Genomic DNA, 25,705 nt, shown 5'->3' with positions numbered 1-25,705 from the left:
TCCCTCGATTTCCCCCACACCTCCAACTTCCCCGGACCCTCCCCTGGTCCGGGGCTTTTTTGTGCCTGGCCTTCGCCATTCTGGCAGGGCTCGTGATTCCCGGTCAGGTGGCGTCCGTATTCTGCTGGCTCAGGTGTTCGATGAAGCGCCGGCGCCATTCGAGCAGGCTGTTGCGCCTGAGCACGCCGATCATCTGCTGGTAGCGTTCCTGGCGTTCCTCGAGCGGCATGTTCAGGGCCTGTTCGATGGCGCTGGCGATGGCATGCACGTCGTAGGGATTGACCAGTAGCGCGCGGCTCAGCTCTTTGGCGGCGCCGGCCAGCTCGCTGAGTACCAGTACGCCGGGGTCTTCGGGATCCTGGGCAGCGACGAACTCCTTGCAGACCAGGTTCATGCCGTCGCGAAGCGGGGTCACCAGGCCGACCCGGGCGGAACGGAACAGGCCGATCAGCGCATCGCGGGGGAAGGTCTGGTTGAGATAGTGCACTGGCATCCAGTCGAGATCGGCATAGGTGCCATTGATATGCCCGGCCATCTCCTCGAGTTGGCGGCGCAGCTCGTCATACTCGGGGATCGCGCTGCGCGAGGGGCTGGCGATCTGCATGAAGATCGTCTTCTGGCGGCGATGCTCGAAGTTGGTGAGCAGCGCCTCGATGGCGTTGAAGCGCTGTACCAGGCCCTTGGAGTAATCGAGCCGGTCGGCGCCGATGATCAGGTCGCGTTCGCCGAGATCCGCCTTGAGCTGACGCGCCTGTTCGTTGTCGCGGGAGTGCTCGGCTTCGGCGGTTAGCTCGTCGACATCGATACCCACCGGGTAGACGCCGGTACGAATCTTCTGGCCGTTGCACTCGATGGTGTCGCCGGAAATCTCGGCGCCGAAGGTTTCGATCGCGGCCTGGCGGAAGGCGTGCAGATCGTTGTTGGTCTGGAAGCCGATCAGGTCGTAGTGGAGCAGGTCGTCGAGCAGTTCGCGGTAGCCGGGCATTGCGCGCAGCAGGTCGTAGCTGGGGAAGGGGATGTGCAGATAGAAGCCCATCGGGTCCTTGACGCCTTCCTTGCGCAGCGCCTTGCCCAGCGGCAGCAGGTGATAGTCGTGCACCCAGATCAGTTCGCCACCTTCGAGCAGGCTGCTCAGGGCGCCGGCGAAGCGGTCGTTGACCCGCTGATAGGCCTTGGCGTACTCCAGCCGGAAGTCCATGGCGCCAAGGTTGAAGTGGAAGACGGGCCAGAGGACTTCGTTGGAGAAGCCCAGGTAGTAGTCTTCATAGTCTTCCCGGGATAGCGGCAGGGTGGCGTAGGTGATGTTGTCGCGCTGAACGGTGGTGGGCTCGCTGACGGCCGTTTCGCTGACCTCGCCGTCCCAGCCGAACCAGAGCCCGCCGTATTCGTCGAGGGCGCCGGTGATCGCCACCGCCAGGCCGCCGGCCTGGGACTTGTCGGGTTCCGGGATGGATACGCGATTGGAAATGACGACGAGACGTGTCATATGGCCTCCTCCCGGTTACGACTGAAATGTGTTGCCGAGTCGGTCAACTCGACCATGCGGCAGGTCTGCGGGGAGAGGCTCCACGGTTCGTGATTCCCGGTGTGGAGGCCTTCGGAGAGCCGTCCTTTGCCGTTCCCCTGGTCCGGGAGCCGTGCGCCGATCCGAGGGTTGTCGATGAGGCCGGGTTCGAAAGTCCGGCCCGCATGACGAAGCGGGGTCAGGGATCTGGCGTTGTCAGAGTCTCCAGCCATGTCAGTACCTCCTGTACTGATTGCAGATGATAGGTTGCGGCAGTCTCATCCTGGCTGCCGACGCGTACGGAATGGCCACCGCGAGCGTTGACGGTGCGAAAGGCGTCTTCGTCGGTGACATCATCGCCGATGAACACCGGCGTGCGGGTCTGGAACGTTGATTCTTCATCGAGCAGGCGGGCAACGGCGGTTCCTTTATGATAGCCGCTGGGACGCAGCTCGAAGACGCACTTGCCGGGGATCAGCTCGAAGGTATCGCCAAGTGCGCGATGCTGGGCCTCGATGAACTCGCGACATGTCTCGGCGAGTTCGGGCGCGGTGCGGTAGTGCAGGGTCAACGAGACGCCCTTGTCTTCGTAGTGCAGGCCTGGGTGGGCCTCGACGAAGGATGCCAGGGCGTCACGACAGGAGGCCAGCTGGGCGGGCTGATCGACCGCCGTGTGCCGCGTGCCGTCGGGGTTGCGCCATTCCAGCCCGTGAATGCCTGCCATCGGTAGCGACACCGGTGCGAGCAGACGCTCGAGCTGGTCCAGCGGGCGCCCGCTGACCACGGCCACGGCGCCGTCGAAGGCTCTGTCGAGTTGACCAAGCAATGTCTTCAGGCGCGGCGATACGTGAACGTCGTCGGGATGGGCGGCAAGCGACACCAGAGTGCCGTCGAAATCCAGAAACAGCGCCCAGTCGCGGCTTGGCAGGGGGAGCTGCGAAGAAGGGCGTCGTGACGGAGAAGGGCGTCGCGACGAAGAAGAAGGCGTCGAAGATGTGGGCATTGGCTTGCGCGAACTCCTCTGGGTGAAAGGGCGGGTTCGTCTCCGTATCTTGCTCGGGTCGCTCCAGGAGAACGCCAGGCGCGGGCTCCATGATGAACGACTCGAGATGACGGTCGGCAACGCCGACCAGATTGCCAGCGCTGCCCTGGCGCGCCCTCGCCTTGGGCGCGAACCCGGTGGATGAGCGTGCCGTGCGGCCTAGTGCTCGGCCTGCTCGAATTGCTCGGCGGCACGCAGCGCCTCTTCCTGGCTTGCATGCTCGGAGACGACGTTCTCGTTGTCGGGCTGGCTTTCGTCGATGACCACCCAGCCGGTAATCGTCTCTTTCAGGTCGCTGCTGTCGAAAACCGGTTCGACGCGGGCTTGCTTTTGCATTCTCTCTTCCTCCATGAAGCAATAGGAAACCATCGTCTTGATGGCTTGATCGGGATTGGCGGCGTAGCCAGGCCGCTCAATCGTCTTCGTCATCGGCTGGCGCCTGGAAGGCCCGCTTGTCATCGGGGAGCCTTACCATATCGCCGAGACCGAGTCCGCCGTGGCTATCGTGACGTTTGCCGTCGTCATCGATCAGGGCGGCGACCTTGCCGATGCTGACGCCGTCCTTGTAGGCCTCGACCTGAACACGCACCGTGGCACCGTGATAGCGAGCGGTCAGCATCATGCCTGGCTGCGGGGTAACGCGATGCTGCTCATCCTTGGCGTAATGGGCATCGACACTGGCGCCGCCCGGGGTATCCCACTCGATATGCTTATGCATGTCGCTCTCCTTGTCATTGATGTGGATTCAGCGTAGCTGCCAATCGGCTGATTTGCTGCCAGTATAGCGTTCTCCCCGGCGCTCTCGGCGCAGTGAGAGCGCCGTCGGGAAAGTGGTCGGACACGCCGAAAGCCAAAGACACGAACGGTTACGAACGCTTGTCTTTTGGTCGGCGTGCCAGCAGAGTGAACATTGTCTTTCAATAGCCAATACAGTCTTTTGCAACCCAACCCAATACAGTCTTTTGCAACCCAACAAAGAGTGACAACAACGATGAAGAAGACAGTACTCGCCCTTGCCATTGCTGCCACCACGGCATGTGCCGGTGTCGCGCAGGCGGAGGTCAAGGTAGGATTTCTCGGCGGCTTCACCGGAGGTATCGAAAGCCTGACACCGCCGATCTTCGATGGTGCCAAACTGGCGGTAGCCGAGGTCAACGAGCAGGGCGGCCTGCTGGATGGCGAAGATATGGTGATGCCCTCCGGCGATACGACCTGCTCGGATGCGTCTGCGGCATCCAACGCAGCCGACCGGCTGGTGAACAGCGAGAAGGTGACCGCGATCGTGGGGGCGCTGTGTACCGGTGCGACGATCGCGGCGGCCAACAATGCCGCAATCCCCGGTGGCGTGGTGATGGTGTCGCCGGCTTCCACGGCGCCGGCGGTGACGGATCTGGACGACAACGACCTGGTCTTCCGTACCGTGCCTTCCGATGCGTTCCAGGGCGTGCAGCTGGCCAAGCTGTTGCTGTCCAAGGGGATCGAGGACGTGGCGGTGACGTTCGTCAACAACGACTACGGCCAGGGGCTCGACGACGCTTTCACCAAGACCTTCGAAGCCGAAGGCGGCACGATTTCCGCCAACCTGGCGCATGAAGACAACCGCGCCGACTATCGTTCGGAGATCGGCCAGCTTTCGTCCGGCGGTTCACAGACGCTGGTCGTGCTGGCCTACGCCGACACGTCCGGCCAGACGATCCTGCGCCAGGCCTATGAAAGCGGGGCGTTCACCCAGTTCGCCGGCGGCGACGGCATGGTCGGCAACTCGCTGGTCGATGCCGTGGGGGCGGATGTGCTCGAGGGCATGATCGCGACACGTCCGGGTTCGCCGGATGTGCCGGGGGCGGATGTCTTCAACGGTCTGGCCGAGAAGGCCGGTATCGACCCGAGTGCGGTGTTCGCGGCGCAGTCCTACGATGCCGCCTTCCTGCTGGCGCTCGCCATCGAGAAGAACGGCAGCGCGGATCGCGAAGGGCTTTCCGCGGCGCTGCGCGATGTCGCCACGGCGCCGGGCGAGACGATCCTGCCGGGCGAGTGGGAGAAGGCCAAGCAGTTGATCGCTGAAGGCAAGGAGATCGACTATCAGGGTGCTTCCGGCAACCAGGAGTTCGATGACAACGGTGACGTGCCGGGCATCGTGGTCGAGATGGCCGTGGAAGACGGCAAGTTCGTGACCAAGGGCGCGATCGAGAAATAATCCTCGTCGACTTCAGGCGTCGACTCCAGGGCAACGCCCGGGAAGACAGCGCCAGGACCCAAAAGCCAAGACACAAAACCCCGAGCTCAGGCTCGGGGTTTTTGCGTTCTAGTGTTGCGGTTCGCGTTCGGCTGTTCGAGCGTCGCGATCAGTCGTGATGCTTGACCTTCTCAGGTATCAGCCCGCGCGGCGCGAAGCGCAATACCAGCAGGATCAGCAGGCCGATCACGAACACTCTCGCCTGCAGGGCGCGGCTGTCGAGGTTACCCGGCTGCCAGTCGAACCAGTGGGCGCCCAGCGCGGTGACGGCGTGCATCACGGCCAGCGCCATCGGCCCCGACATGATCCAGATCACGTAGACCAGTACCGCGCCGAACAGCGTGCCCAGGTTGTTGCCGGGGCCGCCGAGAATCACCATCACTAGCACCAGGAAGGTGTGGTTCAACGGCAGGTAGCCCTGCGGGTCGAACAGGCCGTTGAAGCTGGTCAGCGCCGCGCCGCCGATCCCCATCAGGATACAGCCGAAGACGAAGATCTCCTGGCGGCGGCGATTGATCGATTTGCCCATGGCGGCGGCGGAGACTTCGTTGTCGCGGATGGCGCGGATCATGCGGCCCCAGGGCGCGTGGTAGGCGCGATGGAGCAGGAAGAAGATCACCGCGATCATCACCACCGTCACCGACAGATAAAGCGCGCGGGCGGTCAGGAAGCCGACTTCGCCGGGGTCCGAAACCGGCCACGGCAGCGGCGAGATGGTCGCGGTGCCACGGGTCAGCCAGTCGGAGTTCTTGAGGAAGGCCTTGATGATCTCGGCGATGCCCAGCGTGGCGATGACGAGATAGTCGCTGCGCAGACCGAGACAGATGTGGCCGATGAAGTAGCCGACACCGCCGGCCAGCGCGCCCCCGACGATCCAGCCGAGCCACACCGGCAGGCCCAGGCCACCGATGAACTCCACCTGGGATTCTATGTCGCCGGTGACGCTGCGCAGCCAGCTGATCACCACCAGATAGCCGACGAGCCCCGCGACGACCGCGAGGATGGTGCGCAGCAGCCTGGGAACGCCGATGCGGTCGAGGCGGCTGATGCCGAAGACGATCGCCGTGACCGCCACCATCGCCAGCAGCACCCAGCCCAGGCGTCCGGGCAGGTCGCTGGCCCAGAACTCGGGATTGACCGGGATGCTGAAGAAGGTGGCCGAGAAGCCGCCCAGGGCGACGAAGCCCATGATCCCGGCGTTGAACTGGCCGGCGTAGCCCCACTGGATGGTCAGGCCGAGCGCGAGGATGGCGTAGCAGGATGCTTCCACCAGCATGCGGGTGGAGTAGGCAGGCCCCATGGTCGCGAACACGGCAAGAACGACGATGGCCAGCCCGCCGAACAGCAGCAGCTCGCGAGCGGGGAGCGCGCGCGTCGGCGGCCCAGCGGGGCGCTGGGGTGCGGGCTGTTGTGGTGAAGGCTGTTGTGGTGAAGGCTGTTGTGGTGAAGGCTGTTGTGGTGAGGACTGTTGTTGTGAAGAAGCTGTCATCAGATCACCTTCCCTTTGAAGATGCCGGTCGGTCGCCAGATCAGCACCGCGACCAGAATGAAGAAGGGTACGACGATCTTGTATTCGGTACCCACCAGCGCCAGGTTGTTCGGCAGTTCCAGCCAGGTCGGCAGGCTATCGCGTATCGGTCTGAGCAGGACCGACCAGTTGAACACGGCCAGGGTCTCGGCGAAGCCGACCAGAAAGCCTCCGGCGATGGCGCCGTACGGATGGCCGACACCGCCGACGATGGCGGCGGCGAAGATCGGCAGCAGCAGGAAGAAGCTGAGATCCGGCTTGAAGGCGACGTCCAGCGACAGCAGGGTGCCGGCAATCGTGGCCAGCGAGCCGGCGATGACCCAGGTCAGGGTGATGATCAGCTTGGTGTTGATGCCGGAGGCCCGTGCCAGATCGGGGTTATCGGACATTGCCCGCATCGCCTTGCCCAGTCGCGCCCGGGTCAGGAACAGATGCAGCCCGACCACGGCGACGATGGTGACGATGAACAGGATGATCTGCGGCTCGGTGAGAATGATCGGCCGGGTGACGCCGGGCAGGTCGATGCGGAAGATATCCTTGCGCGCGTCGACGTAGAGGCTCTGCGCGCCGGTGCCGGAGAACAGCCGGATCAGGCCCTGCAGCATCAGGGTGACACCCAGCGAGGCGATCACCATCACGATCGGCTTCACGCCGTGGCTGCGCAGCGGCTGGTAGAACGCGCGGTCGATGCCGACGGCGATCAGCGAGGTGACGGCCATGGCGATCGGCAGCATGATGATGGCGGTGGGCAGACCCAGCGCATCGCCGGCATGGGGAAAGGCCATCGTCAGCAGCAGGACGATGAGGGTGCCGAGGGTCATCATGTCGGCATGGGCGAAGTGGGCGAAACGCAGGATGCTGTAGATCAGCGTCACGCCGACGGCGCCGATGGCGTAGATGCTGCCGGTGACGCTACCGGCGACCACGACGTAGTTGAAGAAGTAGATCAGCTCATTCACGACGAAATCTCTGTTGGAATCGGTTTGACGCTAGGCTTGATGTCTTCGAGCTTCGAGCCGGGCCGCGAACCTCGGGCGTTCCAGAATACGGCCTCAACCGCCGAGGAAGCTCTTGGCCACCTGCGGGTCGTTCAGCAGCGCCTCGCCGGTATCGGTAAATCGATTCTGGCCGGCCGCGAGCACGAAGCCCTTGTGGGCGATCCGCAGCGCCTGCTTGGCGTTCTGTTCGACCATCAGTACCCCGACGCCGGCGGCGTTGATGGTCTTCACCCGATCGAAGATTTCATTCATGTAGCGCGGCGAAAGCCCGGCGGTGGGTTCGTCCAGCAGCAGCACGCTGGGTTCGTTCATCAGCGCGCGCCCCATCGCGACCATCTGCCGCTGACCGCCGGAGAGTTCGCCGGCCGGTTGGCGGCGCTTTTCCAGCAGCGGGGGAAAGAACTCGTAGATCTGCGCCTTGAGACGCGAGGCGGTGGCGGGTTTGAGAAACGCGCCCATCTCCAGGTTCTCCTCGACGGAGAGACTGGGGAAGATGTTCTTCTCCTGCGGCACGAAGCCCATCCCCATCTCGACCAGCTTGTGCGGCGAAAGATTGGTGATGGGTTCGCCGCGCAGGCGGATCTCGCCCTGGGTGATCGTCAGCAGGCCGAAGACAGCCTTGAGCATGGTCGATTTGCCGGCGCCGTTGGGCCCGACGATGACGCCGATCTCATCGGACTCGATCGTCATGTTGACGCCATTGAGAATGTTCATGCCGCCGTAGCCGCCATGAACGTCGATTGCTTCGAGTAGTGGCATGTGTCGCTCTATGATTGTTGTGTCGCTGATGTCCCACGAGCCCGTCGCCTAGGGCCGGTTCGCAATCCTAGGCCGGTTCGGCGCCGAAGTAGGCTTCGATCACTTCCGGGTTGTTCTGGATCTCGGTGATCGAGCCTTCCATCATCACCTGCCCCTGGGCCAGCACGATGACGGGGTCGCACAGCCGTCCGATCATGTCCATGTCGTGCTCGATGACCAGGAAGGTGTAGCCCAGCTCGCGGTTGAGCCGCTCGATGTTGCCCATCAGGTCGCCGAGCAGCGTGCGGTTGACGCCGGCGGCGATCTCGTCGAGCAGCACGACCTGAGCGTCGGTCATCATGGTGCGGCCGAGCTCGAGCAGCTTCTTCTGGCCGCCGGAGAGATTGCCGGCCAGTTCGTTGCGCACGTGAGAGAGGCCGACGAAGTCGAGCACTTCGAGCGCCCGCCGACGCACCTCGTCTTCCTGGCGGCGGACTTCACCGGGCTTCAGCCAGGTACTGAACAGGTTCTCGCCCTCCTGACGGGGCGGCACCATCATCAGGTTTTCCAGCGAGGTCAGGTGGCTGAATTCGTGGGCGATCTGGAACGTGCGCAGCAGCCCCTGGTGGAAGCGCTGGTTGGCGGAAAGGTGGGTAATCGCCTTGCCGTTGAGCAGCACCTCGCCGCTGTCGGGCGCAAGGCTGCCGGCGATGATGTTGAACAGCGTCGATTTGCCGGCACCGTTGGGGCCGATCATGCCGGTGATCGAACCCTTGGCGACCTGAATCGAGCAGTCGTCGATGACCGTCAGGCCCCCGAACGATTTGCGGATATTGCGGACATCGATGATGGGCGTCATCGCGTCTCCCCTGCAGCGTTATTGCTATTGTTCGTGAGAGCGCCGGTGGCGCAGCGCTCCTGGCCTCGTTGTAGCTGTATCGTTGTATCTGTACTGCCTACGGCGGGATACCCACGTCGGTACGGCGACGTACGATGAACGACGGTTGCCATTACCTGGGTACCCGGGATGTTGCCGATTGTACAGCCGTCTATCGGCATGAGTCGTGTTTCTTGAAGTACGAAGAGTCAACGCTATCGGCCCCAAACGACGACACCCGCCGAATGGCGGGTGTCGTGGATGCTGCAGCAGCGCGTGATCAGCCTTTCTTGCCGGCTCGCTTGCGCTCGTTTTCGGTCAGGTGCTTCTTGCGCAGACGAATATGGCTTGGCGTCACTTCCACCAGTTCATCGGAATCGAGGAATTCGATCGCCTGTTCGAGCGTGAACTTGATCGGTGGCGTCAGCACGATGTTTTCATCGTTACCCGTCGAGCGCATGTTGTCGAGCTTCTTGCCCTTGGTCGGGTTGACCACCATGTCGTTGGCACGGTTGTTGATGCCGATCAGCATGCCTTCGTAGACTTCCGTGGCGTGATCGATGATCAGCTTGCCGCGCTCCTGCAACGCGTAAAGCGCGTAGGCCAGTGCCTTGCCGCCGACCATGGAGACCAGCACACCGTTACGACGCTCGATGGAGGCGTCCGGCTTCAACGGGCCATAATGATCGAAGCGGCTGGTCAGGATGCCGGTGCCCGAGGTCAGCGTCAGGAACTGACCACGGAAGCCGATCAGACCGCGCGCGGGGATGATGAAGTCCAGACGCACACGACCCTTGCCATCCGGGTTCATGTTGGTCATCTCGCCCTTGCGATAGCCGAGCTCTTCCATGACCGCGCCCTGGTGCTGCTCTTCGCAGTCGATGATGACTTCTTCGTACGGCTCCTGCTTGACGCCATCGATCTCGCGGATGATGACCTCGGGGCGGCCGACGGCCAGCTCGAAGCCTTCACGACGCATGGTTTCGATCAGCACCGAAAGGTGCAGTTCGCCGCGCCCGGAAACCTTGAACTTCTCGGCGGACTCGCCCTGTTCGACACGCAGCGCCACGTTGTGGATCAGCTCCTGGTCGAGACGATCCTTGATGTTGCGGCTGGTGACGTACTTGCCTTCCTTGCCGGCGAACGGCGAGTCGTTGACCTGGAAAGTCATCGAGACGGTCGGTTCGTCGACGGAGAGTGGCGGCAGCGCTTCGACGACGTTGACGTCGCACAGCGTGTCGGAAATCGCCAGATTGTCGATACCGGTGATGCAGACGATGTCGCCGGCGGTGGCTTCTTCGGTCTGCACGCGCTCCAGACCCATGTGGGTCATGACCTGGCCGATCTTGCCCTTACGGGTCGCACCTTCCTTGGTGATGATGCTGATCTGCTGGCTGGGCTTGACGCTGCCGCGCTTGATGCGGCCGAGACCGATGACGCCGACGTAGCTGTTGTAGTCCAGCGCGGAGATCTGCATCTGGAACGGGCCGTCGAGTTCGACCTTGGGCGGCTCGACGATGTCGACGATGCTCTTGAACATCGGCGTCATGTCGTCGGCGAGCTGATCAGGTTCCATGCCGGCGATGCCGTTGAGCGCCGAGCAGTAGATGATCGGGAAGTCGAGCTGCTCGTCGGTGGCGCCGAGATTGTCGAACAGATCGAAGATCTGGTCGATGACCCAGTCCGGGCGCGCGCCGGGGCGGTCGATCTTGTTGACCACGACGATCGGCTTCAGCCCCTGCGCGAAGGCTTTCTGGGTCACGAAGCGGGTCTGCGGCATCGGGCCGTCGACGGCATCGACCAGCAGCAATACGGAGTCGACCATGGACATGACGCGTTCGACTTCGCCACCGAAGTCGGCGTGTCCCGGGGTGTCGACGATATTGATGTGGTAGTCCCGGCCGTTACCGTCGTTCCAGCGGATCGCGGTGTTCTTGGCCAGGATGGTGATGCCGCGTTCCTTCTCCTGATCATTGGAGTCCATGATCCGGTCTTGGCCTTCGGCCTTGCGATCCAGCGTGCCGGACTGGCTCAGGAGCTTGTCGACCAGTGTCGTCTTGCCATGGTCGACGTGGGCGATAATGGCAATGTTCCTAATGCTCTCGATGCGAGCGTTAGAGGCGTTGTCACTCATGGGGCGGTTTCCATCGTAAAATGTGTGCGCCCATGTCTAGGGGCTGTTGACGTTTCAGCGCGAACCGCGTTGCTGGGTCAAATGGCGCCAGGCCAGGCGCGGGATGCAGAGAAGGGTGGTTCCCTTTTCCAATCCCGCAACGCCGCATGGCGCCATTTGCCGCGCAACCCGAAGGGCCGGGCCAATTTTTGCACGTTGCTGCGTTATTCGTCGTGCATTTGGAATGACCAAACTACGCTCCTCACGCCTTGCCCCGCACAAAAACTGGCTCCGGCGCGGCCGTGCATGAAACGCCGACAGCCCCTAAGTCGATGATCCACGCTCTGCGCTGGATCGACGAGTCCCCTGGGCACTGAGTAGGAGGGTCGGGCGCGCATTGTACAGGCAAGCGCGCGACACTGGCTACTTTAGTCTATCGGCGTAGCGCAAGATCTTTTTTCACGGCGATCCTGCGGGCGCGAGAGAAGGTCGTTTGCCCCGGACCCGGTTCTGGCGCGCCTTTTATTGTCATCACAACTAGCTGAAAAATAGCGGTTTTTATTCTTGCGAGGATCCCGTGGAAGACGCTGAGCAGATAGGCGAGTGGATTCGTGACGACGCCTGGCGCATGGAGGCGCTGCGCCAGGCGCGGTCGCTGTGCCTGCCCGACTGGTGGCTGGCCGCCGGCTTCGTGCGCAATCTGGTCTGGGATCGCCTGCACGGCTATTCGCCATCCACGCCGCTGAACGATATCGATCTGATCTATTTCGATCCGGCCCATGCCGGCAAGCGCGCCGATCGCAAGTACGAACAGCGCCTGCAGCGCGCCTCGACGCTGCCCTGGTCGGTCAAGAACCAGGCGCGAATGCACGAGCGCCACGGGCATCGCCCCTATGAGTCTATAGAGGAAGCGCTGAGTGTCTGGGTCGAACGTGAGACGGCGGTGGGCGTCACGCTGGGCGATGATGATTGCCTCCGCCTGATCGCGCCGTTCGGTGTGGCCTCGCTGTTGGCCGGGCGGGTCACGCACAACCCGCGGCATGGCGATCGCGAAGAGTTCCGGCGCCGTGTCGCCGCCAAGGGGTGGCAACGACGGTGGCCGAAGCTCGACATTCCCGAGCTTTGAAGCCGGGCTCTGCGGCAATCTCAGGAGCGCAGGTTGCCCAGCAGCCAGTCGAACAGCCGCCCGGGGCTGTTGGCGACCGGTTGGGTAATGACGAAACGGGGCAGGAGTACCGTATCGACCGGTGGCTCCAGCCAGCCCGTACGGCGAGTCAGCACGTGTTCGATGCCCGCGCCGGTCGCGAGCCGTGCCAGGTCGTCGTCCTCGCCGCCACCGGCATAGGCGGCGATGGGCAGCGGATGGCGGCACAGAATGGCCAGCTGGTGCTGGCTCTCGCGTAGTCGGGCCAGCGCCCGGGCGTCCTGGGTCAGGAATCGTGGCGGCATCAGGCTGCCGAAACGGAAAAGCCCACCTTGTTCGAGCCGCCGGATGCTGAACGCGTCCAACGTCTCGTCGGAGAAAATCGCTTCGTTACCCAGCGTCGCGGCGACAGCGTACAGCGTCGCCGGCTTGTACGACTGGTCGAGCTCGTCAACGTAAGTCTTGATCGCTTGACTGTAATGCTCGTCCCGGCTGCCGGCGACAACCGGCGGCGCGGGCAGGCCGGCTTCGACCAGCTGCTGGGCGGCACGCTCGGCCGTGTCTTCATGCCATAGCGCTTCGCCGAACGCTTCATGCCAGGAACTCCAGGCTCGCTGAGTGACCGGGCAGGGGAGGAAGACGTTGGCCGGCAGTGCCATGCGTTCCAGCGTGGGTGCAACCTGCTTGAGCGTGTCACGCCAGCCGCCGTCGAACGTGAGTGCGATGCGGGGCAACTGATCGTGATGAAGCTGCAGCACGCTCTCCAGACTGACGATCTGCGCGCTGTCGCTGAGACTTTCCAGCAGCTTTTGAAAACTGTCCGGGCCCAGACACCAATCGGCGCGGTGGGGCAGGCGTGCCTCGGCTTCATCATCCAGTACCCGGCGCAGTGCGAGAATAGCGCTTCGGCCCCATAGCGGCTCGCTGAGATTGAGACGCCAGTGACCGCGTAGGCGCTGTACCACATCCTGTGTGCGATCCAGCCTGGGCATGGGTAGTTCCATTACTGAGTCATTGATCGCCATGAGTCACGGCGCGTACGAACAGTATCCGTCGCCTATCGGGTTTCGGCAAAGTTTCCGGCGACGACTCAATGCTCCATATTGGTGCATATGGGTGAAATGGTGCGCCAAGTTGGTGCTTTCAGCGATTCGTGATCCGGCGGGATGAACGGTTTGCGTGCATTCAGTCGCCGCTTAGCCTACGAATGGATGTCAAAATTATCTTTCTCGTCATGCGGTTATATCAGTCGCTCACTGTCCTGCTTCATTTTGGCACATTCTCTGCATAGCTATGTAAAAACGGTGTGCGCGTGGGCAAGAGCGCTAACTTCGTGCTACAAAACACGCATGCCAAAAAACGGTGTTGGATATTCGCCAACGAATCGAGCCATGGCTCACAGTGGAGGACAACATGTCTGAGAAAACCCTCGCCCTTATCGAAGAACACGACGTCAAGTGGGTGGATCTGCGCTTTACCGATACCAAGGGCAAGGAGCAGCACGTCACAATTCCTGCCAGTGCTGTCGATGCGGAATTCTTTGAAGATGGTCAGATGTTCGACGGCTCCTCCATCGAAGGCTGGAAGGGCATCAACGAGTCCGACATGATTCTGCGTCCGGAAGACGGGACTGCCTTCCTCGATCCGTTCACCGAAGACTCCACGCTGATCCTGCGCTGCGACATCATCGAGCCGGCCACCATGCAGGGCTACGAGCGCGATCCGCGCTCCATCGCCAAGCGTGCCGAAGCCTATCTGAACAGCACCGGCCTGGGCGACACCGCTTTCTTCGGTCCGGAGCCCGAGTTCTTCATCTTCGACGAAGTGCATTGGAAGACCGATATCGAAGGCTCCATGTACAAGATCTCTTCCGAAGAGGGTGCCTGGTCCACCGATCGTCAGGTCGAAGGTGGCAACCTCGCCCACCGTCCGCGCGTCAAGGGTGGTTATTTCCCCGTGCCGCCGGTCGACAGCTTCCATGACATCCGCAGCGCGATGTGTAACACGCTGCAGGCGATCGGTCAGAGCGTCGAAGTGCATCACCACGAAGTGGCCAACGCCGGTCAGAACGAAATCGGCGTCAAGTTCAACACCCTGGTGAAGAAGGCCGACGAAGTTCAGGAGATGAAGTACGTCATCCACAACGTGGCACATGCCTACGGCAAGACGGCAACCTTCATGCCCAAGCCGCTGGTCGGTGACAACGGTTCCGGGATGCACGTTCACCAGTCTTTCTGGAAGGACGGTACCAACCAGTTCGCGGGCGAAGAGTACGCCGGTCTGTCCGAAATGGCGCTGTACTACATTGGCGGTATCATCAAGCACGCGCGTGCTCTGAACGCCTTCACCAACGCTTCGACGAACTCCTACAAGCGTCTGGTGCCGGGCTTCGAAGCGCCGGTCATGCTCGCCTACAGTGCGCGTAACCGCTCTGCGTCCATTCGTATTCCGTACACTTCCAACCCGAAGGGCAAGCGCGTCGAGACCCGCTTCCCCGACCCGACTGCCAACCCGTACCTGGCGTTCGCAGCGATGCTGATGGCCGGTATCGACGGCATCAAGAACAAGATTCACCCTGGCGATGCCATGGACAAGAACTTGTACGATCTGCCGCCGGAAGAAGGCAAGAAGGTCCCGACCGTGGCCACCAGCCTTGATCAGGCGCTGGAAGCACTCGACGCCGATCGCGCCTTCCTGACCGAAGGTAACGTGTTCACCGACGACATGATCGATGCCTACATCGAGCTGAAGAGCGAAGACGTCGAGCGTCTGCGTCTGGCGACGCATCCGGTCGAGTTCGACCTCTACTACAGTGTCTAAGGTTCGCACCTTGGCCTGACAAAAAGCCCCACCTCGGTGGGGCTTTTTCGTGGATGGCTCTTATTTTGCCAGTGGTTGCCAGCGGTTCGTCTCTTGCTGGAATACGCGCACGGAGACGTTCGGTGGCTCGAGAGCCAGGCGGCGCCGGACACATTCAGGCCCTGGTCGGTGTCGGCCGATAAAGCGGTGTCATGAACGGTGGCAACAAGGAGAGGATAACGATGCAAGCACGACGGGTTGGGTGGATGGTCGGCGGTATGGCGGCGCTGCTTGTGGCGTTGCCGACACTGGCGGCTCCGGTCTATCGGCATGTCGATGCCAACGGCAACGTGGTCTACAGCGACGAGCCCGGGCAGGGCAGCCGGATCGATCTCAAGCCCATTACGGTGGTTGATCCCGCGGAGGTCGAAAGCCGCTCGCGCCCGGCCGACTCGACGACGACGTCGCCTTCGGCGGTCGATTACGACCGCTTTGCGATCGCCAGCCCGAGCAATGGCGAGACGCTGCCGACCGGCCAGGGCGGCAATGTTCAGGTGCAATTGGCGATCGAGCCCGAACTGCAGCCGGGCGACCGCGTTCAGCTCCGGGTCGACGGCAAGGTGAGTCAATCGCCGATGCATACCAGCGTGTTCGCGCTGAGCCAGCTCGAGCGCGGCGAGCACCAGATCCAGGCTGAGCTGCTGGACGCTCAGGGCCAGGTGCGGCTGTCGACGCCAGCGGTGACGCTCTACGTCCAGCGGGCCAGCGTCAACCTGCCCGCCAATCCCAATAACCCGAATTCGAATAATCGATAGGCAGCGATTTGAGAATTGCACCATTTTGGTGAATGAAGACTTGGTTGCTATTGAGCGTTTCCCGGTCCTGAGCGAAATCGGGGAGTGGCGCGGTTTTTGCACTGTATAAGCACATACCGGATCACCACGATGGAACGACGCATGTATCAACGTTTGCTGGAGCACTTGACGACCGCCGTCCTGCTACTCGACGAGCATCTGCACGTGCGCTGGCTCAACCCTGCCGCCGAGGCGCTACTGGCCGCGAGCCGGCCCCGGGTGGTCGGCCATTGGCTGGAGTGCCTGAACGGCGAGGACGGCAGCATCCGACAGGTACTGCTCAAGGCGATGAAGGAGTTTCATCCCTACACGCAGCGGGAAGCGGCGATGGTGCTGACCGCCGGGGAAGTGATCACGGTGGATTTCACCGCGACGCCGATCACCAGCCGCGAACTGCTGCTCGAGATCGAGCCGCGGGATCGGCTATTGCGAATTTCCCGCGAGGAGGCGCTGATCGCGCGCCAGGAGACGGTCAAGGTGCTGATGCGCGGCCTCGCCCACGAGGTCAAGAATCCACTGGGTGGCATCCGCGGCGCCGCGCAGTTGCTGGAGCGGGATCTCCCCGATCCGCAGTTGGCCGAATTCACCCGAATCATCGTCGAGGAGGCGGATCGCCTGCGGGATCTGGTCGATCGCATGCTGGGCCCGAATACGCTGGTGCACCACGAGCCGCTCAACGTTCACAAGGTGCTGGAGCGGGTTCGGGCGCTGCTCGAGGCGGAGCATCATCAACTGAGCTTCGAGCGCGATTACGACCCCAGCATGCCGGATCTGGTCGGCGACGAGCCGCAGTTGATCCAGGCCGTTCTCAATATCGCGCGCAATGCGGTGCAGGCCATGGAGGAGTTCGGAACGCCCGAGCCGCGCCTGCTGCTGCGTACCCGGGTTCGCCGTCAGTTCACCCTGGGCGCCGAGCGCCACCGGCTGGTGTGTGAAGTCGCGATCGTCGACAACGGCCCGGGCATTCCGGAGCACATCCGCGAGACGCTGTTCTTCCCCATGGTCTCCGGTCGCGCCGAGGGTAGCGGCCTGGGATTGTCGATCGCGCAGTCGATTCTGCATCAGCATCAGGGGTTGATCGAATGCGAATCCCAGCCGGGCGCCACGGAGTTCCGGCTGCTGATCCCGTTCGAGGCGCAGCAGTGAGATTGGCCGCATCCCTTCTTCGTACGCGAGCGCCTCGACCGGGTCGTGCGCGCGGGCCGTTGGCCCATGTTGTCGAGAGTATCGACGTTGTCGAGGGTATCGAAGCTATCGAGAGTATCGAAGTTATCGAGAGTCCCGAAGTTATCGAGAGTCCCGAAGTTGTCGAGAGTCCCGAAGTTATCGAGAGTCCCGAAGTTGTCGAGAGTCCCGAAGTTATCGAGAGTCCCGAAGTTGTCGAGAGTACCGAAGTTGTCAGGGTACCGAAGTTATCGAGAGTACCGAAGTCGCTGAGAGCGCGATTCACCGTTCTGCTGGAGAACTGCCATGACTGAAGTCGCTCGTATCGCGATCGTCGATGACGATCGTGCGATTCGCTGGGTTCTGGAAAGGGCACTGGCACAGCCGGACCTGGAAGTGCAATCCTTCGAGCGGGCCGATGCCGCGCTCGAGTCGATCGAACGCAACCCGCCGGACGTGCTGCTGACCGACATTCGCATGCCGGGGCTCGACGGGCTCGATCTGATGGCAAAAGTCCGCCAGATGCATCCCGACCTTCCCGTGATCGTGATGACGGCGCACTCCGACCTGGACAGCGCCGTGGCGTCCTATCAGGGCGGCGCGTTCGAATACCTGCCCAAGCCGTTCGATGTCGACGATGCGCTGGCGCTGGTTCGGCGCGGGGTGGCGCACGCCCGCGAGCGGCGTTCTCCCGCGGCGATGCCGGAGGGTCTGTCCGCCGAGATCATCGGTGAAGCGCCGGCGATGCAGGAGGTGTTCCGGGCGATCGGCCGGCTGTCGCAGTCGCACATCACGGTGCTGATCAATGGCGAATCGGGCACCGGCAAGGAGCGCGTCGCCCAGGCGTTGCACCAGCACAGCCCGCGTAGCGGGCACCCGTTCATCGCGCTCAACATGGCCGCGATCCCCAAGGATCTGATGGAATCCGAGCTGTTCGGCCACGAAAAGGGCGCGTTCACCGGCGCTGCCGCCCAGCGTCGCGGGCGTTTCGAGCAGGCCGATGGCGGCACGCTGTTCCTGGACGAGATCGGCGACATGCCCGCCGATACCCAGACGCGCCTGCTGCGCGTGCTGGCGGATGGCGAATTCTACCGGGTCGGCGGGCACGTGCCGGTCAAGGTGGATGTGCGGATCATTGCCGCGACGCACCAGAACCTGGAAAAGCTGGTGACGGAAGGGCGCTTCCGTGAGGATCTGTTCCACCGGCTCAACGTGATTCGCGTTCATCTGCCCCGGCTGTCGGAGCGCCGCGAGGACATTCCGCGCCTGGCCCAGCACTTTCTCGCCGAGGCCGCCAAGGAACTCTCCGCCGAGTCCAAGGTGCTGACCAAGGAGGCCGAGACGCATTTGACACGCCTACCCTGGCCCGGCAACGTTCGACAGCTGGAAAACACCTGTCGCTGGCTTACCGTGATGGCCTCCGGTCGCGAGGTGCTGGTCGACGATCTGCCGCCGGAGCTGCGCGAACTCGAAGGCAACGAGACGCCGAGCGGCGACTGGCGCAACGCGTTCCGCGAGTGGGCCGATCGGGCATTGGCCTCGGGGCATACGCACCTGCTCGAAGAGGCGGTGCCGGATTTCGAGCGCATCCTGATCGAGACCGCCCTGAAGCACACCGGCGGACGCAAGGGCGAGGCTGCCGAACTGCTGGGCTGGGGGCGCAACACGCTGACGCGAAAGGTCAAGGTGCTGTTGCCGGCACTGGCTGACGAATAGCCCGGTGGGCATCGGGCATGGCCGGGGGTTGTAGCAAGGCCGCAGCCGGCACGGCCGTGATCAAACGACATCAATGTGGGAAGTTCCATGTTCGACTCGACCCAATGGTGGCGTGGCAGCGTCATCTACCAGATCTATCCACGAAGCTTCATGGATGCGCGCGGCGACGGCATCGGCGATCTTCCCGGTATCACCGCCAAGCTGGACTACGTGGCCGAACTGGGCGTCGATGCGATCTGGATTTCACCGTTCTTTCCGTCGCCGATGAAGGATTTCGGCTACGACGTGACCGACTATCGCGGCGTCGACCCGATGTTCGGCGCCTTTCACGATTTCCAGATGCTGCTCGAGCGCGCCCACGGTCTGGGACTGAAAGTGATCATCGACCTGGTGCTGAGCCATACCTCCGATCAGCACCACTGGTTTCTGCAAAGCCGAAGTTCCGGGTATCCGGATTATCTGGTTGGTATGCGAGAGCTAAAGGTGGCCGACAAACTCAACCCACAACGGATTAGCTGGTTGATGGCTCGCTGAGTACGCTCACTTGCTAGAGAGCAGATACTTCACCAAACAGGCGATGCCGAGGACCAGTAGCAATAGTAGGGCAATTCCGATCACTGGCATTATCCAGCCCATCGCCCCCATCATCCCGCAATCTGGTAGTGTCGTGTTCATCGTGACAGGGCTCCCTGTGGTGTCCATGCCCAAAACCCGTGGTGCCGCCGCCCAGTGGCACCACGGTCGCGCTCATATCGTTCACCCGGCACAGCAGGACAACTGCGTCACATCCTTGGTGAAAGTCTGGGCACAGAGCTTGAGCCCTTCCACCATGGTCAGGTAGGGAAACAGCTCATTGGCGATGTCGTGTACGGTCATGCGTGCGCGTAGCGCCATCACCGCCGTCTGGATCAGCTCACCGGCTTCCCCCGCCACCGCCTGCACCCCCAGCAACCGGCCCGAGTCGCGTTCGGCCACCAGCTTGATGAAACCACCGGTGTCGAAATTCACCAGCGCACGCGGCACGTTTTCCAGGTCCAGCTCACGGGTATCGACGCTGAAGCCTTGCTCGATGGCCTCGGCTTCCGTCAGGCCGACGGTGGCCACCTGGGGGTCGGTGAAGATCACCGCCGGCATGGCGCTCAGGTCCAGGGTGGCTTCGCCCCCGGTCATGTTGACGGCAGCCCGGCTGCCCCCGGCGGCGGCGACATAGACGAACTCCGGCTGATCGGTGCAGTCACCGGCGGCATAGAGCCCCGGCACCGTGGTGTGCAGATGCTCATCGACCAGAATAGCCCCATGTGCGGTTTCCACGCCGAGGCTCGCCAGGTTCAGGGCCTCGGTATTGGGTGTCCGTCCGGTGGCCACCAGCAGTTGATCCGCCCGCAAGGTGCCGGCGTTGGTGTCGACAATGAATTCATTGTCGGTGTAGTCCACACGGCTCGCCTGGGTCTGCTTGAGGACCTCGATGCCCTCGCGGCGAAACGCCGCCTCCACCGCATCCCCTACCGCCGGGTCTTCCTGGGAGAGCAGGCGGCTGCGGGCCAGCACCGTGACCCGGCTGCCCAGCCTGGCGAAGGCCTGGGCCAGTTCCAGGGCCACCACCGAGGCGCCGATCACAATCAGCCGCTCGGGAAGAGTGTCCAGGGCCAGAGCACTGGTAGAGGTCAGGTAGGGGGTGTCGGCAAGACCCGGGATCGGCGGTACTGCCGGTCGGGCGCCAGTACCGATGAAGGCGCGGTCGAAGTGGACGACCTGCTCGCCGCCCTCGTTCAGCTTGACCATCAGGCTATGGGCATCGATAAACCGGGCCTCGCCGTGCAGGACAGTGATGGCCGGGTGGTCGCGCAGAATCCCCTCGTACTTGGCGTCACGCAGTTCCTCGACACGTCGCTGCTGCTGCTCGAGCAGCTTGGCCCGATCCACCACCGGCGCCTGGGCGCTCAGGCCTGCATCGAAGGGACTTTCCGTACGCAAGTGGGCAATATGGGCCGCGCGAATCATGATCTTCGAAGGCACACAGCCTGTATTGACACAGGTACCGCCGACGGTGCCGCGTTCGATCAGGGTGATCCGGGCGCCGCGCTCGGCGGCCTTCAGGGCCGCCGCCATGGCGGCGCCGCCGCTGCCGATCACCGCGATGTGCGGGGCGTCTTCATCACGGCCCTTGGACACCGATGCGCCTGCCGGGGAAGTGGGCCCACTGTTGGCCAGTCGAGCTTGGTAGCCAAGTCGGGTCACGGCAAACGTCAACGCCGAGGCCGGTGTCCCCGGATCAACGGCTACCGATGCCGTCCTCTGAGGATAGGATACCTCCACCGACTGCACGCCGGGCAGCTTCTCCAAGGCTTCCCTGACATGATCCGCACAGCGGTCACAGGTCATGCCGCTCACGTTGAGTTCAATCATCACGTTTCTCCGAGTCTTCATTAGTAAAGCCGGCATCCTGCTTCCGCTTGTGGTATCGCGCGTAGAGAGGTAAGCCGATGACGATGGCCAGGACGGCAAACAGCAGGTAATCGAGATAGCCTGCCAACGCGGCCAGGCCCGCCGTACCGAATAGCACCAGGGCGATTGGCCCGGCGCAACACAGCACCATCAACCCGGTGCCAAGCACGACGCTTAAAAATTTCTGCGAATCTTTCACGCTTATTCCTTCACCGTGACGGACAAGCTCGTAAACAACTCACCCGATGACCGCGATGTGCAGCTGCTTGATGTCACTCAGGGGGCGTATTCCTTGATTTGATAGAGCAGTTGTCACAACAGGCGTCGAACTGCTTCTTACGCCAAATCGCATAAATGGTCAGGCCGATGAAGAAGGCCAGGGCCGGCAATAACACAACGTCGAGATAGCCCGTCAGCGCCGCCAGGCCCACCGTGCCAAGCAGGATCACCAGGATCGGCGTAAAGCAGCACAATGCCACCAGGACGGTGCCGATCACGCTCACGCGCAGCAGGGTCTTGGGATTCTTCATGATCACTCTCGATCCGCTTGCGAGGATGTCGGGGTTGATGGATACCCAGCGTTGGTGGTGGCCTCGGTCAATGCCTCCACCGACGTTCGGGCGTCGTCAAAGGTGACCACGGCCTCGAGATCCGCGTAGCTCACGTCGACTTGCGAGACGCCGTCCACCTTGTTGAGGGCGGCCTTGACGGTGATCGGGCAGGCGGCACAGGTCATGCCCGGCACCGACAGCTTCACGGTCTGCAAGGCCGCTAAGGCGGGCGTGCTGAGCAGGGCGAGTAGCGCGATGAAGGCGAAACGAGCTTTCATGGTAGATCTCCTTTTAATAGAACAAGGGCAAGACGTAGGGGAATACCAGGGCGATTAGCACCAGCAGCGATACGAGCCAGAAGATCGCCTTGTAGCCCGTCCTGACCCGTGGCACGGCACACACCTCTCCCGGCTGGCACTTTTCCACTGGCCGAAAGACGCGACGCCAGGCGAAGAACATCGCCACCAGCGCGACGCCGATAAAGAGCGGGCGATAGCGCTCCAGCGACGCCAGATTGCTGATCCAGGCGCCGGAAACGCCCAGCGTGATCAGAACCAGCGGGCCGAGGCAACACGCCGAGGCCAGGAGGGCCGCGACTCCTCCGGCGGCCAGGGGCCCTCGCCCCGTTTTAGATGTCCGCATTGACGATTCTCCTTTCGGGATGGGGGGAGCTACGATAAGGTTACTTCCGTAGCTTGGTACGGAGTCAAGCATCATGAAGAGACATGCAGATAAAGTGGCGGACACCATGACCATTGGCGGCCTGGCCAAGGCGGCCGGCGTCAATGTCGAGACAATCCGCTATTACCAGCGACGAGGGCTATTATCGGAGCCCGAACGACCTCCCGGAGGTATTCGACGCTATAGTGCCGCCGATATCGACAGGTTGACGTTCGTGAAAACGGCGCAGCAGCTAGGCTTTAGTCTGGATGAGATCAGTGACCTACTTCGGCTGGAAGATGGCGCCCACTGTCAAGAAGCCAGTGCTCTCGCAGAGCACAAGTTAGGGGACGTTCGCGAGAAGATCGACAGGCTTGAAAGAATTGAGAAGGTGCTGAGCGAAATGGTCGACCGATGCCATGCACAACAAGGCAATATCACTTGCCCGCTAATTGCGTCATTGCATGAAGGGCTCAGAGAAGCAGAAGACCCAAGGGAGTAACTCACCTTCAGTTCGTAGAAAACAACGCGGTCAAAGAGTCGCGATCATCTATAGACCATGTCGACAAGGAAAGTTTGCATGACCAGCTTGCCTGACAACATCCTTCACCTTCCCGAGTACCACGTCCTAGCCACCAAGATGGAAGAGCATGATCTCCACTACCAGGTTGAAGCTCCTGAGCCTCTAGCTTGCGAGGAATGCGGCGTTGAGAGTGAGTTTGTCAGGTTCGGTAAGCGCGATGTGGCCTATCGCGACCTACACATCCACGGAAAGCGGGTCACCCTCTGGGTGGTCCGTCGCCGCTACACCTGCCGGGCGTGTGGAAGGACGTTCCGGCCAGCTCTTCCGGAAATGGTAGACGATCACCGCATGACGCGGAGGCTTTACAACCACGTCGAGAAGGAAGCCTTCAATCACCCCTACGCCTACGTGGCTGATACCACGGGCCTCGACGAGAAGACTGTCCGCGAGATATTCAAGAAGAAGGCTGAGTTCCTGGCAGCCTGGCATCGCTTCGAGACACCCCGCTGCCTGGGGATCGACGAGCTGTACCTGAACCGCCGCTACCGCTGCATCCTGACCAACCTGGAGGAGCGTACCCTACTGGACCTGCTGCCCGGTCGCCAGCAGGACGCGGTGACGAGGCGCCTCATGAGCATGACCGAGCGCCACCAGGTCGAGATCGTCAGCATGGATATGTGGAAACCGTACCGCCGTGCTGTCCAGGCGGTGCTGCCGCAGGCTCGCATTGTGGTCGATAAGTTCCACGTCGTGCGAATGGCCAACGAGGCCTTGGAAAAGGTCCGCAAGGGGCTCAGGAAAAAGCTGACGTCCAACCAGCGCCGAACCCTCAAGGGTGACCGGAAGATCCTGCTGAAGCGCGCTCACGATGTCTCAGATCGCGAACGGCTCATCATGGAGACCTGGACAGGGGCATTCCCCCAGCTCTTGGCGGCCTACGAGCACAAGGAGCGGTTCTTCCACATCTGGGACGCCACAACCCGGCGTGACGCCGAGAAGGCGCTGACTGCCTGGATTGACGACATCCCACAGGGGCAAAAGGAGGTCTGGAAAGATCTCGTCAGTGCTATCAGTGGCTGGCATGAGGAGATGCTGACCTACTTCGAGACCGACATCCCGATCACCAACGCCTTCACGGAGTCAATCAACCGGCTGGCCAAGGATAAGAACCGCGATGGCCGTGGCTACTCATTCGAGGTGATGCGGGCCCGGATGCTCTACACCACCAAGCACAAGAAGAAGGTGCCGCAGACCAAGGAATCCCCCTTCCTGGGCAAGGCCACCATGACCTACAGCATGGGTCTTCCCGAGCCTGAGATAAACTACGGCGTCGATCTATCAACCTTCTGGGAGAGTTAAGGGTTCGAAGGAGCAAGGGGGCTCCATCTACCACTTAATCCGAATACCCGAAACCAATATGGAGCGCCAGACCAAGCTTGTGGGAATCACCTCGGCGTGCATTGATTGCGTCGCGCTCGGCACCATCGAAGGTGAAAAATGCCTTCATCTCGAAGTCGCTGATATCGCGGGGGAGCCCACGCATCCCCAAAAACGTTGTGTGCCAACCCTGCATCGTGAACCTCAAAAGTGGGAGGCCACCATACCCGTTTACAAAGCGAACAGGAAAGTCAATGAAATCAACGGTCTACCCAGACCACCCCCGCGCCAGTGCTAGCTTTGCGTACCGTCACTTATTGCACTGAAAACGAGGAGACCCCCAGTTGGAGCGCACCCGCCGGATGTCGGGCGGCGGTGCCCAGGACGCGGGTGTCGCGCAAGAGGCGCGCCTGCTGATCTGTGCGGTGGCGCAAGCGCTGGGATGTGTCGGCCCGGCCAGAGCGCTGACGCTGCCGGATCGCTCCGAATCGATCGCATCGACGCTGATCCGCTCCTTCGGGTGCGAGACCACGCCCGCGCGGATCCGGGCGGTGAACGCGCTGCTCGTGCTTCTCGCTGACCACGAACTGCCGCCCGGCACCCTGGCCGTCCGCGCGGCGGCCTCGGGAGGCGCGAACCTTTTCGACTGTATCGCCGTGGGCATCTGCGCAAGCGCCGGCACCGAGATCGCCGGGCACTATGCGGTCGTGGACCGCTTCCTCACCGCAAGACCGTCCGCGACAGCGCTGCGTGACAAGGCCCTGCGGCTGCACCAGCGGGCGCAGCGGATCCCGGGCTTCACGCATCCGCTCTACATGGGCGGCGACCCGCGCGCGAGGCACCTGCTCGCCATCGCCGCGGAGCTGGCCGACGACTCCTTCAACATGCGACAGGTGACCGATTTCGTCGGGTGGGCGCAGGAGAATCTCGCGGACCATCCCAGGCATGAGTTCGCCGTCGTCTGCCTGGTGCGGGCGCTCCGGCTTCCCGTCTGGTCGGCTGCGGTCTTCTTCCTGGTGGCGCGCATGGCCGGCTGGGCTGCGCATGTGGAGGAGCAGCGCAGCGTGACCGGCCTTTGGCGGCCGCGCGCCCGTTACGTCCCCCGCCCATGAGCGTGGCGAGGCACGTGCGGGTCGCTCGCGCCGCCCTGTGTCGCTCAGAGCCGAGAGGCGGTCCTCTGCGAGAGCGGACTGGACGCCGGGCATTGCGGGCTAGCGGCGGCCGGCCTGCCGCTGCGAACTCGTGCGTCTTCTCTTTCCAGGGAGCAGTCCCCGATGATGGGCGATGGCCACGCCGCAGTTGCGCTGCGGCCTGCCAAACGGTGCGTCCGCGCAGTGGCGCTGCGCGAGGGGCGGTTGGAAGAGGGCATGGTGCGGGTGGAAGCCCTGCCGCGCGACACTGACCTGGCCTGCCTTAACAGCCTGCGCCACTGGATCGCG

26 protein-coding genes and 1 pseudogene are annotated in these 25,705 nt (G+C 62.6%); 10 read left to right on the top strand and 17 right to left on the bottom strand.

Annotated features, from left to right (window positions below; genetic code table 11):
- Positions 1–103: 103 nt before the first annotated feature.
- The 4 genes from R5R73_RS16865 to R5R73_RS16850 form a co-directional block, all read right to left on the bottom strand.
- A complete protein-coding gene (locus tag R5R73_RS16865) occupies positions 104–1,486 on the bottom strand; it encodes an alpha,alpha-trehalose-phosphate synthase (UDP-forming) (RefSeq protein ID WP_071230844.1) in 1,383 nt (460 codons plus the stop codon).
- Between the two features lie 217 nt (positions 1,487–1,703).
- On the bottom strand, positions 1,704–2,507 hold the full coding sequence (gene otsB, locus R5R73_RS16860; protein ID WP_083387230.1) for a trehalose-phosphatase: 804 nt from the start codon (positions 2,505–2,507) through the stop codon (positions 1,704–1,706).
- A gap of 198 nt (positions 2,508–2,705) precedes the next feature.
- Complete coding sequence (locus R5R73_RS16855; RefSeq protein WP_071230842.1) at positions 2,706–2,975, bottom strand: hypothetical protein; 270 nt, start codon at positions 2,973–2,975, stop codon at positions 2,706–2,708.
- On the bottom strand, positions 2,959–3,264 hold the full coding sequence (locus R5R73_RS16850; protein ID WP_071230841.1) for a hypothetical protein: 306 nt from the start codon (positions 3,262–3,264) through the stop codon (positions 2,959–2,961). The genes R5R73_RS16855 and R5R73_RS16850 overlap by 17 nt, the downstream gene beginning before the upstream one ends.
- Before the next feature lie 273 nt (positions 3,265–3,537).
- Here R5R73_RS16850 and R5R73_RS16845 point away from each other — a divergent pair, with 273 nt between their 5' ends.
- Positions 3,538–4,740, top strand: a complete 1,203-nt coding sequence (locus tag R5R73_RS16845; RefSeq protein WP_322528126.1) for an ABC transporter substrate-binding protein — start codon at positions 3,538–3,540, stop codon at positions 4,738–4,740.
- 148 nt (positions 4,741–4,888) lie between these two features.
- Here R5R73_RS16845 and R5R73_RS16840 read toward each other — a convergent pair whose 3' ends face one another.
- The 5 genes from R5R73_RS16840 to typA form a co-directional block, all read right to left on the bottom strand.
- Positions 4,889–6,268, bottom strand: a complete 1,380-nt coding sequence (locus R5R73_RS16840; protein WP_322528125.1) for a branched-chain amino acid ABC transporter permease — start codon at positions 6,266–6,268, stop codon at positions 4,889–4,891.
- Entirely contained in the window at positions 6,268–7,266 is a 999-nt protein-coding gene (locus tag R5R73_RS16835) for a branched-chain amino acid ABC transporter permease (RefSeq protein WP_322528124.1), read from the bottom strand. The genes R5R73_RS16840 and R5R73_RS16835 overlap by 1 nt, the downstream gene beginning before the upstream one ends.
- A gap of 93 nt (positions 7,267–7,359) precedes the next feature.
- A complete protein-coding gene (locus R5R73_RS16830; RefSeq protein ID WP_322528123.1) occupies positions 7,360–8,064 on the bottom strand; it encodes an ABC transporter ATP-binding protein in 705 nt (234 codons plus the stop codon).
- A gap of 67 nt (positions 8,065–8,131) precedes the next feature.
- Positions 8,132–8,902 carry an ABC transporter ATP-binding protein gene (locus tag R5R73_RS16825; RefSeq protein ID WP_303856477.1) on the bottom strand — a complete coding sequence of 257 codons (771 nt, stop codon included), beginning with the start codon at positions 8,900–8,902 and terminating at the stop codon, positions 8,132–8,134.
- A 298-nt stretch (positions 8,903–9,200) separates the two neighbouring features.
- Positions 9,201–11,054, bottom strand: coding sequence for a translational GTPase TypA (gene typA, locus R5R73_RS16820; protein ID WP_322528122.1), 1,854 nt, complete (start codon positions 11,052–11,054; stop codon positions 9,201–9,203).
- Between the two features lie 556 nt (positions 11,055–11,610).
- Between typA and R5R73_RS16815 the strand changes: the two genes are divergently transcribed.
- Positions 11,611–12,159 carry a nucleotidyltransferase family protein gene (locus R5R73_RS16815; RefSeq protein ID WP_322528121.1) on the top strand — a complete coding sequence of 183 codons (549 nt, stop codon included), beginning with the start codon at positions 11,611–11,613 and terminating at the stop codon, positions 12,157–12,159.
- Between the two features lie 20 nt (positions 12,160–12,179).
- On the opposite strand, the gene R5R73_RS16810 is transcribed toward R5R73_RS16815, so the two are convergent.
- A complete protein-coding gene (locus R5R73_RS16810) occupies positions 12,180–13,169 on the bottom strand; it encodes a polysaccharide deacetylase family protein (protein ID WP_322528120.1) in 990 nt (329 codons plus the stop codon).
- A gap of 421 nt (positions 13,170–13,590) precedes the next feature.
- On the opposite strand from R5R73_RS16810, the gene glnA reads away from it, so the two are divergent.
- The 5 genes from glnA to R5R73_RS16785 all read left to right on the top strand — a co-directional run bounded on the left by glnA (position 13,591) and on the right by R5R73_RS16785 (position 19,244).
- Entirely contained in the window at positions 13,591–14,997 is a 1,407-nt protein-coding gene (glnA, locus tag R5R73_RS16805) for a glutamate--ammonia ligase (RefSeq protein WP_087720099.1), read from the top strand.
- Positions 14,998–15,218: 221 nt separating this feature from the next.
- Positions 15,219–15,791 (top strand): DUF4124 domain-containing protein, encoded by a 573-nt coding sequence (locus R5R73_RS16800; protein ID WP_322528119.1) that lies wholly within the window; start codon positions 15,219–15,221, stop codon positions 15,789–15,791.
- 141 nt (positions 15,792–15,932) lie between these two features.
- On the top strand, positions 15,933–16,976 hold the full coding sequence (gene glnL / locus R5R73_RS16795) for a nitrogen regulation protein NR(II) (protein ID WP_322528118.1): 1,044 nt from the start codon (positions 15,933–15,935) through the stop codon (positions 16,974–16,976).
- A 324-nt stretch (positions 16,977–17,300) separates the two neighbouring features.
- Positions 17,301–18,710, top strand: a complete 1,410-nt coding sequence (gene glnG / locus R5R73_RS16790; protein ID WP_071230829.1) for a nitrogen regulation protein NR(I) — start codon at positions 17,301–17,303, stop codon at positions 18,708–18,710.
- Positions 18,711–18,797: 87 nt separating this feature from the next.
- Positions 18,798–19,244, top strand: a complete 447-nt coding sequence (locus R5R73_RS16785; protein ID WP_416221198.1) for an alpha-amylase family glycosyl hydrolase — start codon at positions 18,798–18,800, stop codon at positions 19,242–19,244.
- 6 nt (positions 19,245–19,250) lie between these two features.
- Here the strand turns inward: R5R73_RS16785 and R5R73_RS16780 are convergent, their stop codons facing one another.
- From R5R73_RS16780 to merT, 6 genes are all read right to left on the bottom strand, one after another.
- A complete protein-coding gene (locus R5R73_RS16780; RefSeq protein ID WP_008957399.1) occupies positions 19,251–19,385 on the bottom strand; it encodes a hypothetical protein in 135 nt (44 codons plus the stop codon).
- An 81-nt stretch (positions 19,386–19,466) separates the two neighbouring features.
- Positions 19,467–21,116 carry a mercury(II) reductase gene (gene merA / locus R5R73_RS16775; RefSeq protein WP_008957401.1) on the bottom strand — a complete coding sequence of 550 codons (1,650 nt, stop codon included), beginning with the start codon at positions 21,114–21,116 and terminating at the stop codon, positions 19,467–19,469.
- The gene (merF, locus tag R5R73_RS16770; protein ID WP_006911916.1) at positions 21,109–21,354 is read right to left on the bottom strand and encodes a mercury resistance system transport protein MerF; all 246 of its coding nucleotides are present in this window, start codon (positions 21,352–21,354) and stop codon (positions 21,109–21,111) included. The genes merA and merF (R5R73_RS16770) overlap by 8 nt, the downstream gene beginning before the upstream one ends.
- A 73-nt stretch (positions 21,355–21,427) precedes the next feature.
- Positions 21,428–21,685, bottom strand: coding sequence for a mercury resistance system transport protein MerF (merF, locus tag R5R73_RS16765; protein WP_021031449.1), 258 nt, complete (start codon positions 21,683–21,685; stop codon positions 21,428–21,430).
- 2 nt (positions 21,686–21,687) lie between these two features.
- Positions 21,688–21,984, bottom strand: coding sequence for a mercury resistance system periplasmic binding protein MerP (gene merP, locus R5R73_RS16760; RefSeq protein WP_006911918.1), 297 nt, complete (start codon positions 21,982–21,984; stop codon positions 21,688–21,690).
- Positions 21,985–21,997: 13 nt separating this feature from the next.
- Entirely contained in the window at positions 21,998–22,348 is a 351-nt protein-coding gene (gene merT / locus R5R73_RS16755; RefSeq protein WP_006911919.1) for a mercuric ion transporter MerT, read from the bottom strand.
- A 73-nt stretch (positions 22,349–22,421) separates the two neighbouring features.
- Here merT and merR point away from each other — a divergent pair, with 73 nt between their 5' ends.
- Positions 22,422–22,868, top strand: a complete 447-nt coding sequence (gene merR, locus R5R73_RS16750; RefSeq protein ID WP_006911920.1) for an Hg(II)-responsive transcriptional regulator — start codon at positions 22,422–22,424, stop codon at positions 22,866–22,868.
- A 78-nt stretch (positions 22,869–22,946) separates the two neighbouring features.
- Positions 22,947–24,248 (top strand): ISL3 family transposase, encoded by a 1,302-nt coding sequence (locus R5R73_RS16745; RefSeq protein WP_022997615.1) that lies wholly within the window; start codon positions 22,947–22,949, stop codon positions 24,246–24,248.
- A gap of 49 nt (positions 24,249–24,297) precedes the next feature.
- On the opposite strand, the pseudogene R5R73_RS19310 reads toward R5R73_RS16745, so the two are convergent.
- Positions 24,298–24,462: pseudogene (locus R5R73_RS19310) on the bottom strand (DUF4158 domain-containing protein); the annotation flags it as partial.
- A gap of 148 nt (positions 24,463–24,610) precedes the next feature.
- On the opposite strand from R5R73_RS19310, the gene R5R73_RS16740 reads away from it, so the two are divergent.
- Positions 24,611–25,378, top strand: a complete 768-nt coding sequence (locus tag R5R73_RS16740; RefSeq protein ID WP_322528117.1) for a citrate/2-methylcitrate synthase — start codon at positions 24,611–24,613, stop codon at positions 25,376–25,378.
- Positions 25,379–25,705 lie beyond the last annotated feature (327 nt).

This window comes from Salinicola sp. LHM (assembly GCF_034479735.1).
Lineage (GTDB): Bacteria > Pseudomonadota > Gammaproteobacteria > Pseudomonadales > Halomonadaceae > Salinicola > Salinicola salarius.
The sequence above is the reverse complement of the archived record's forward strand: the minus strand, read 5'-3'. Positions and strand labels throughout refer to the sequence as shown.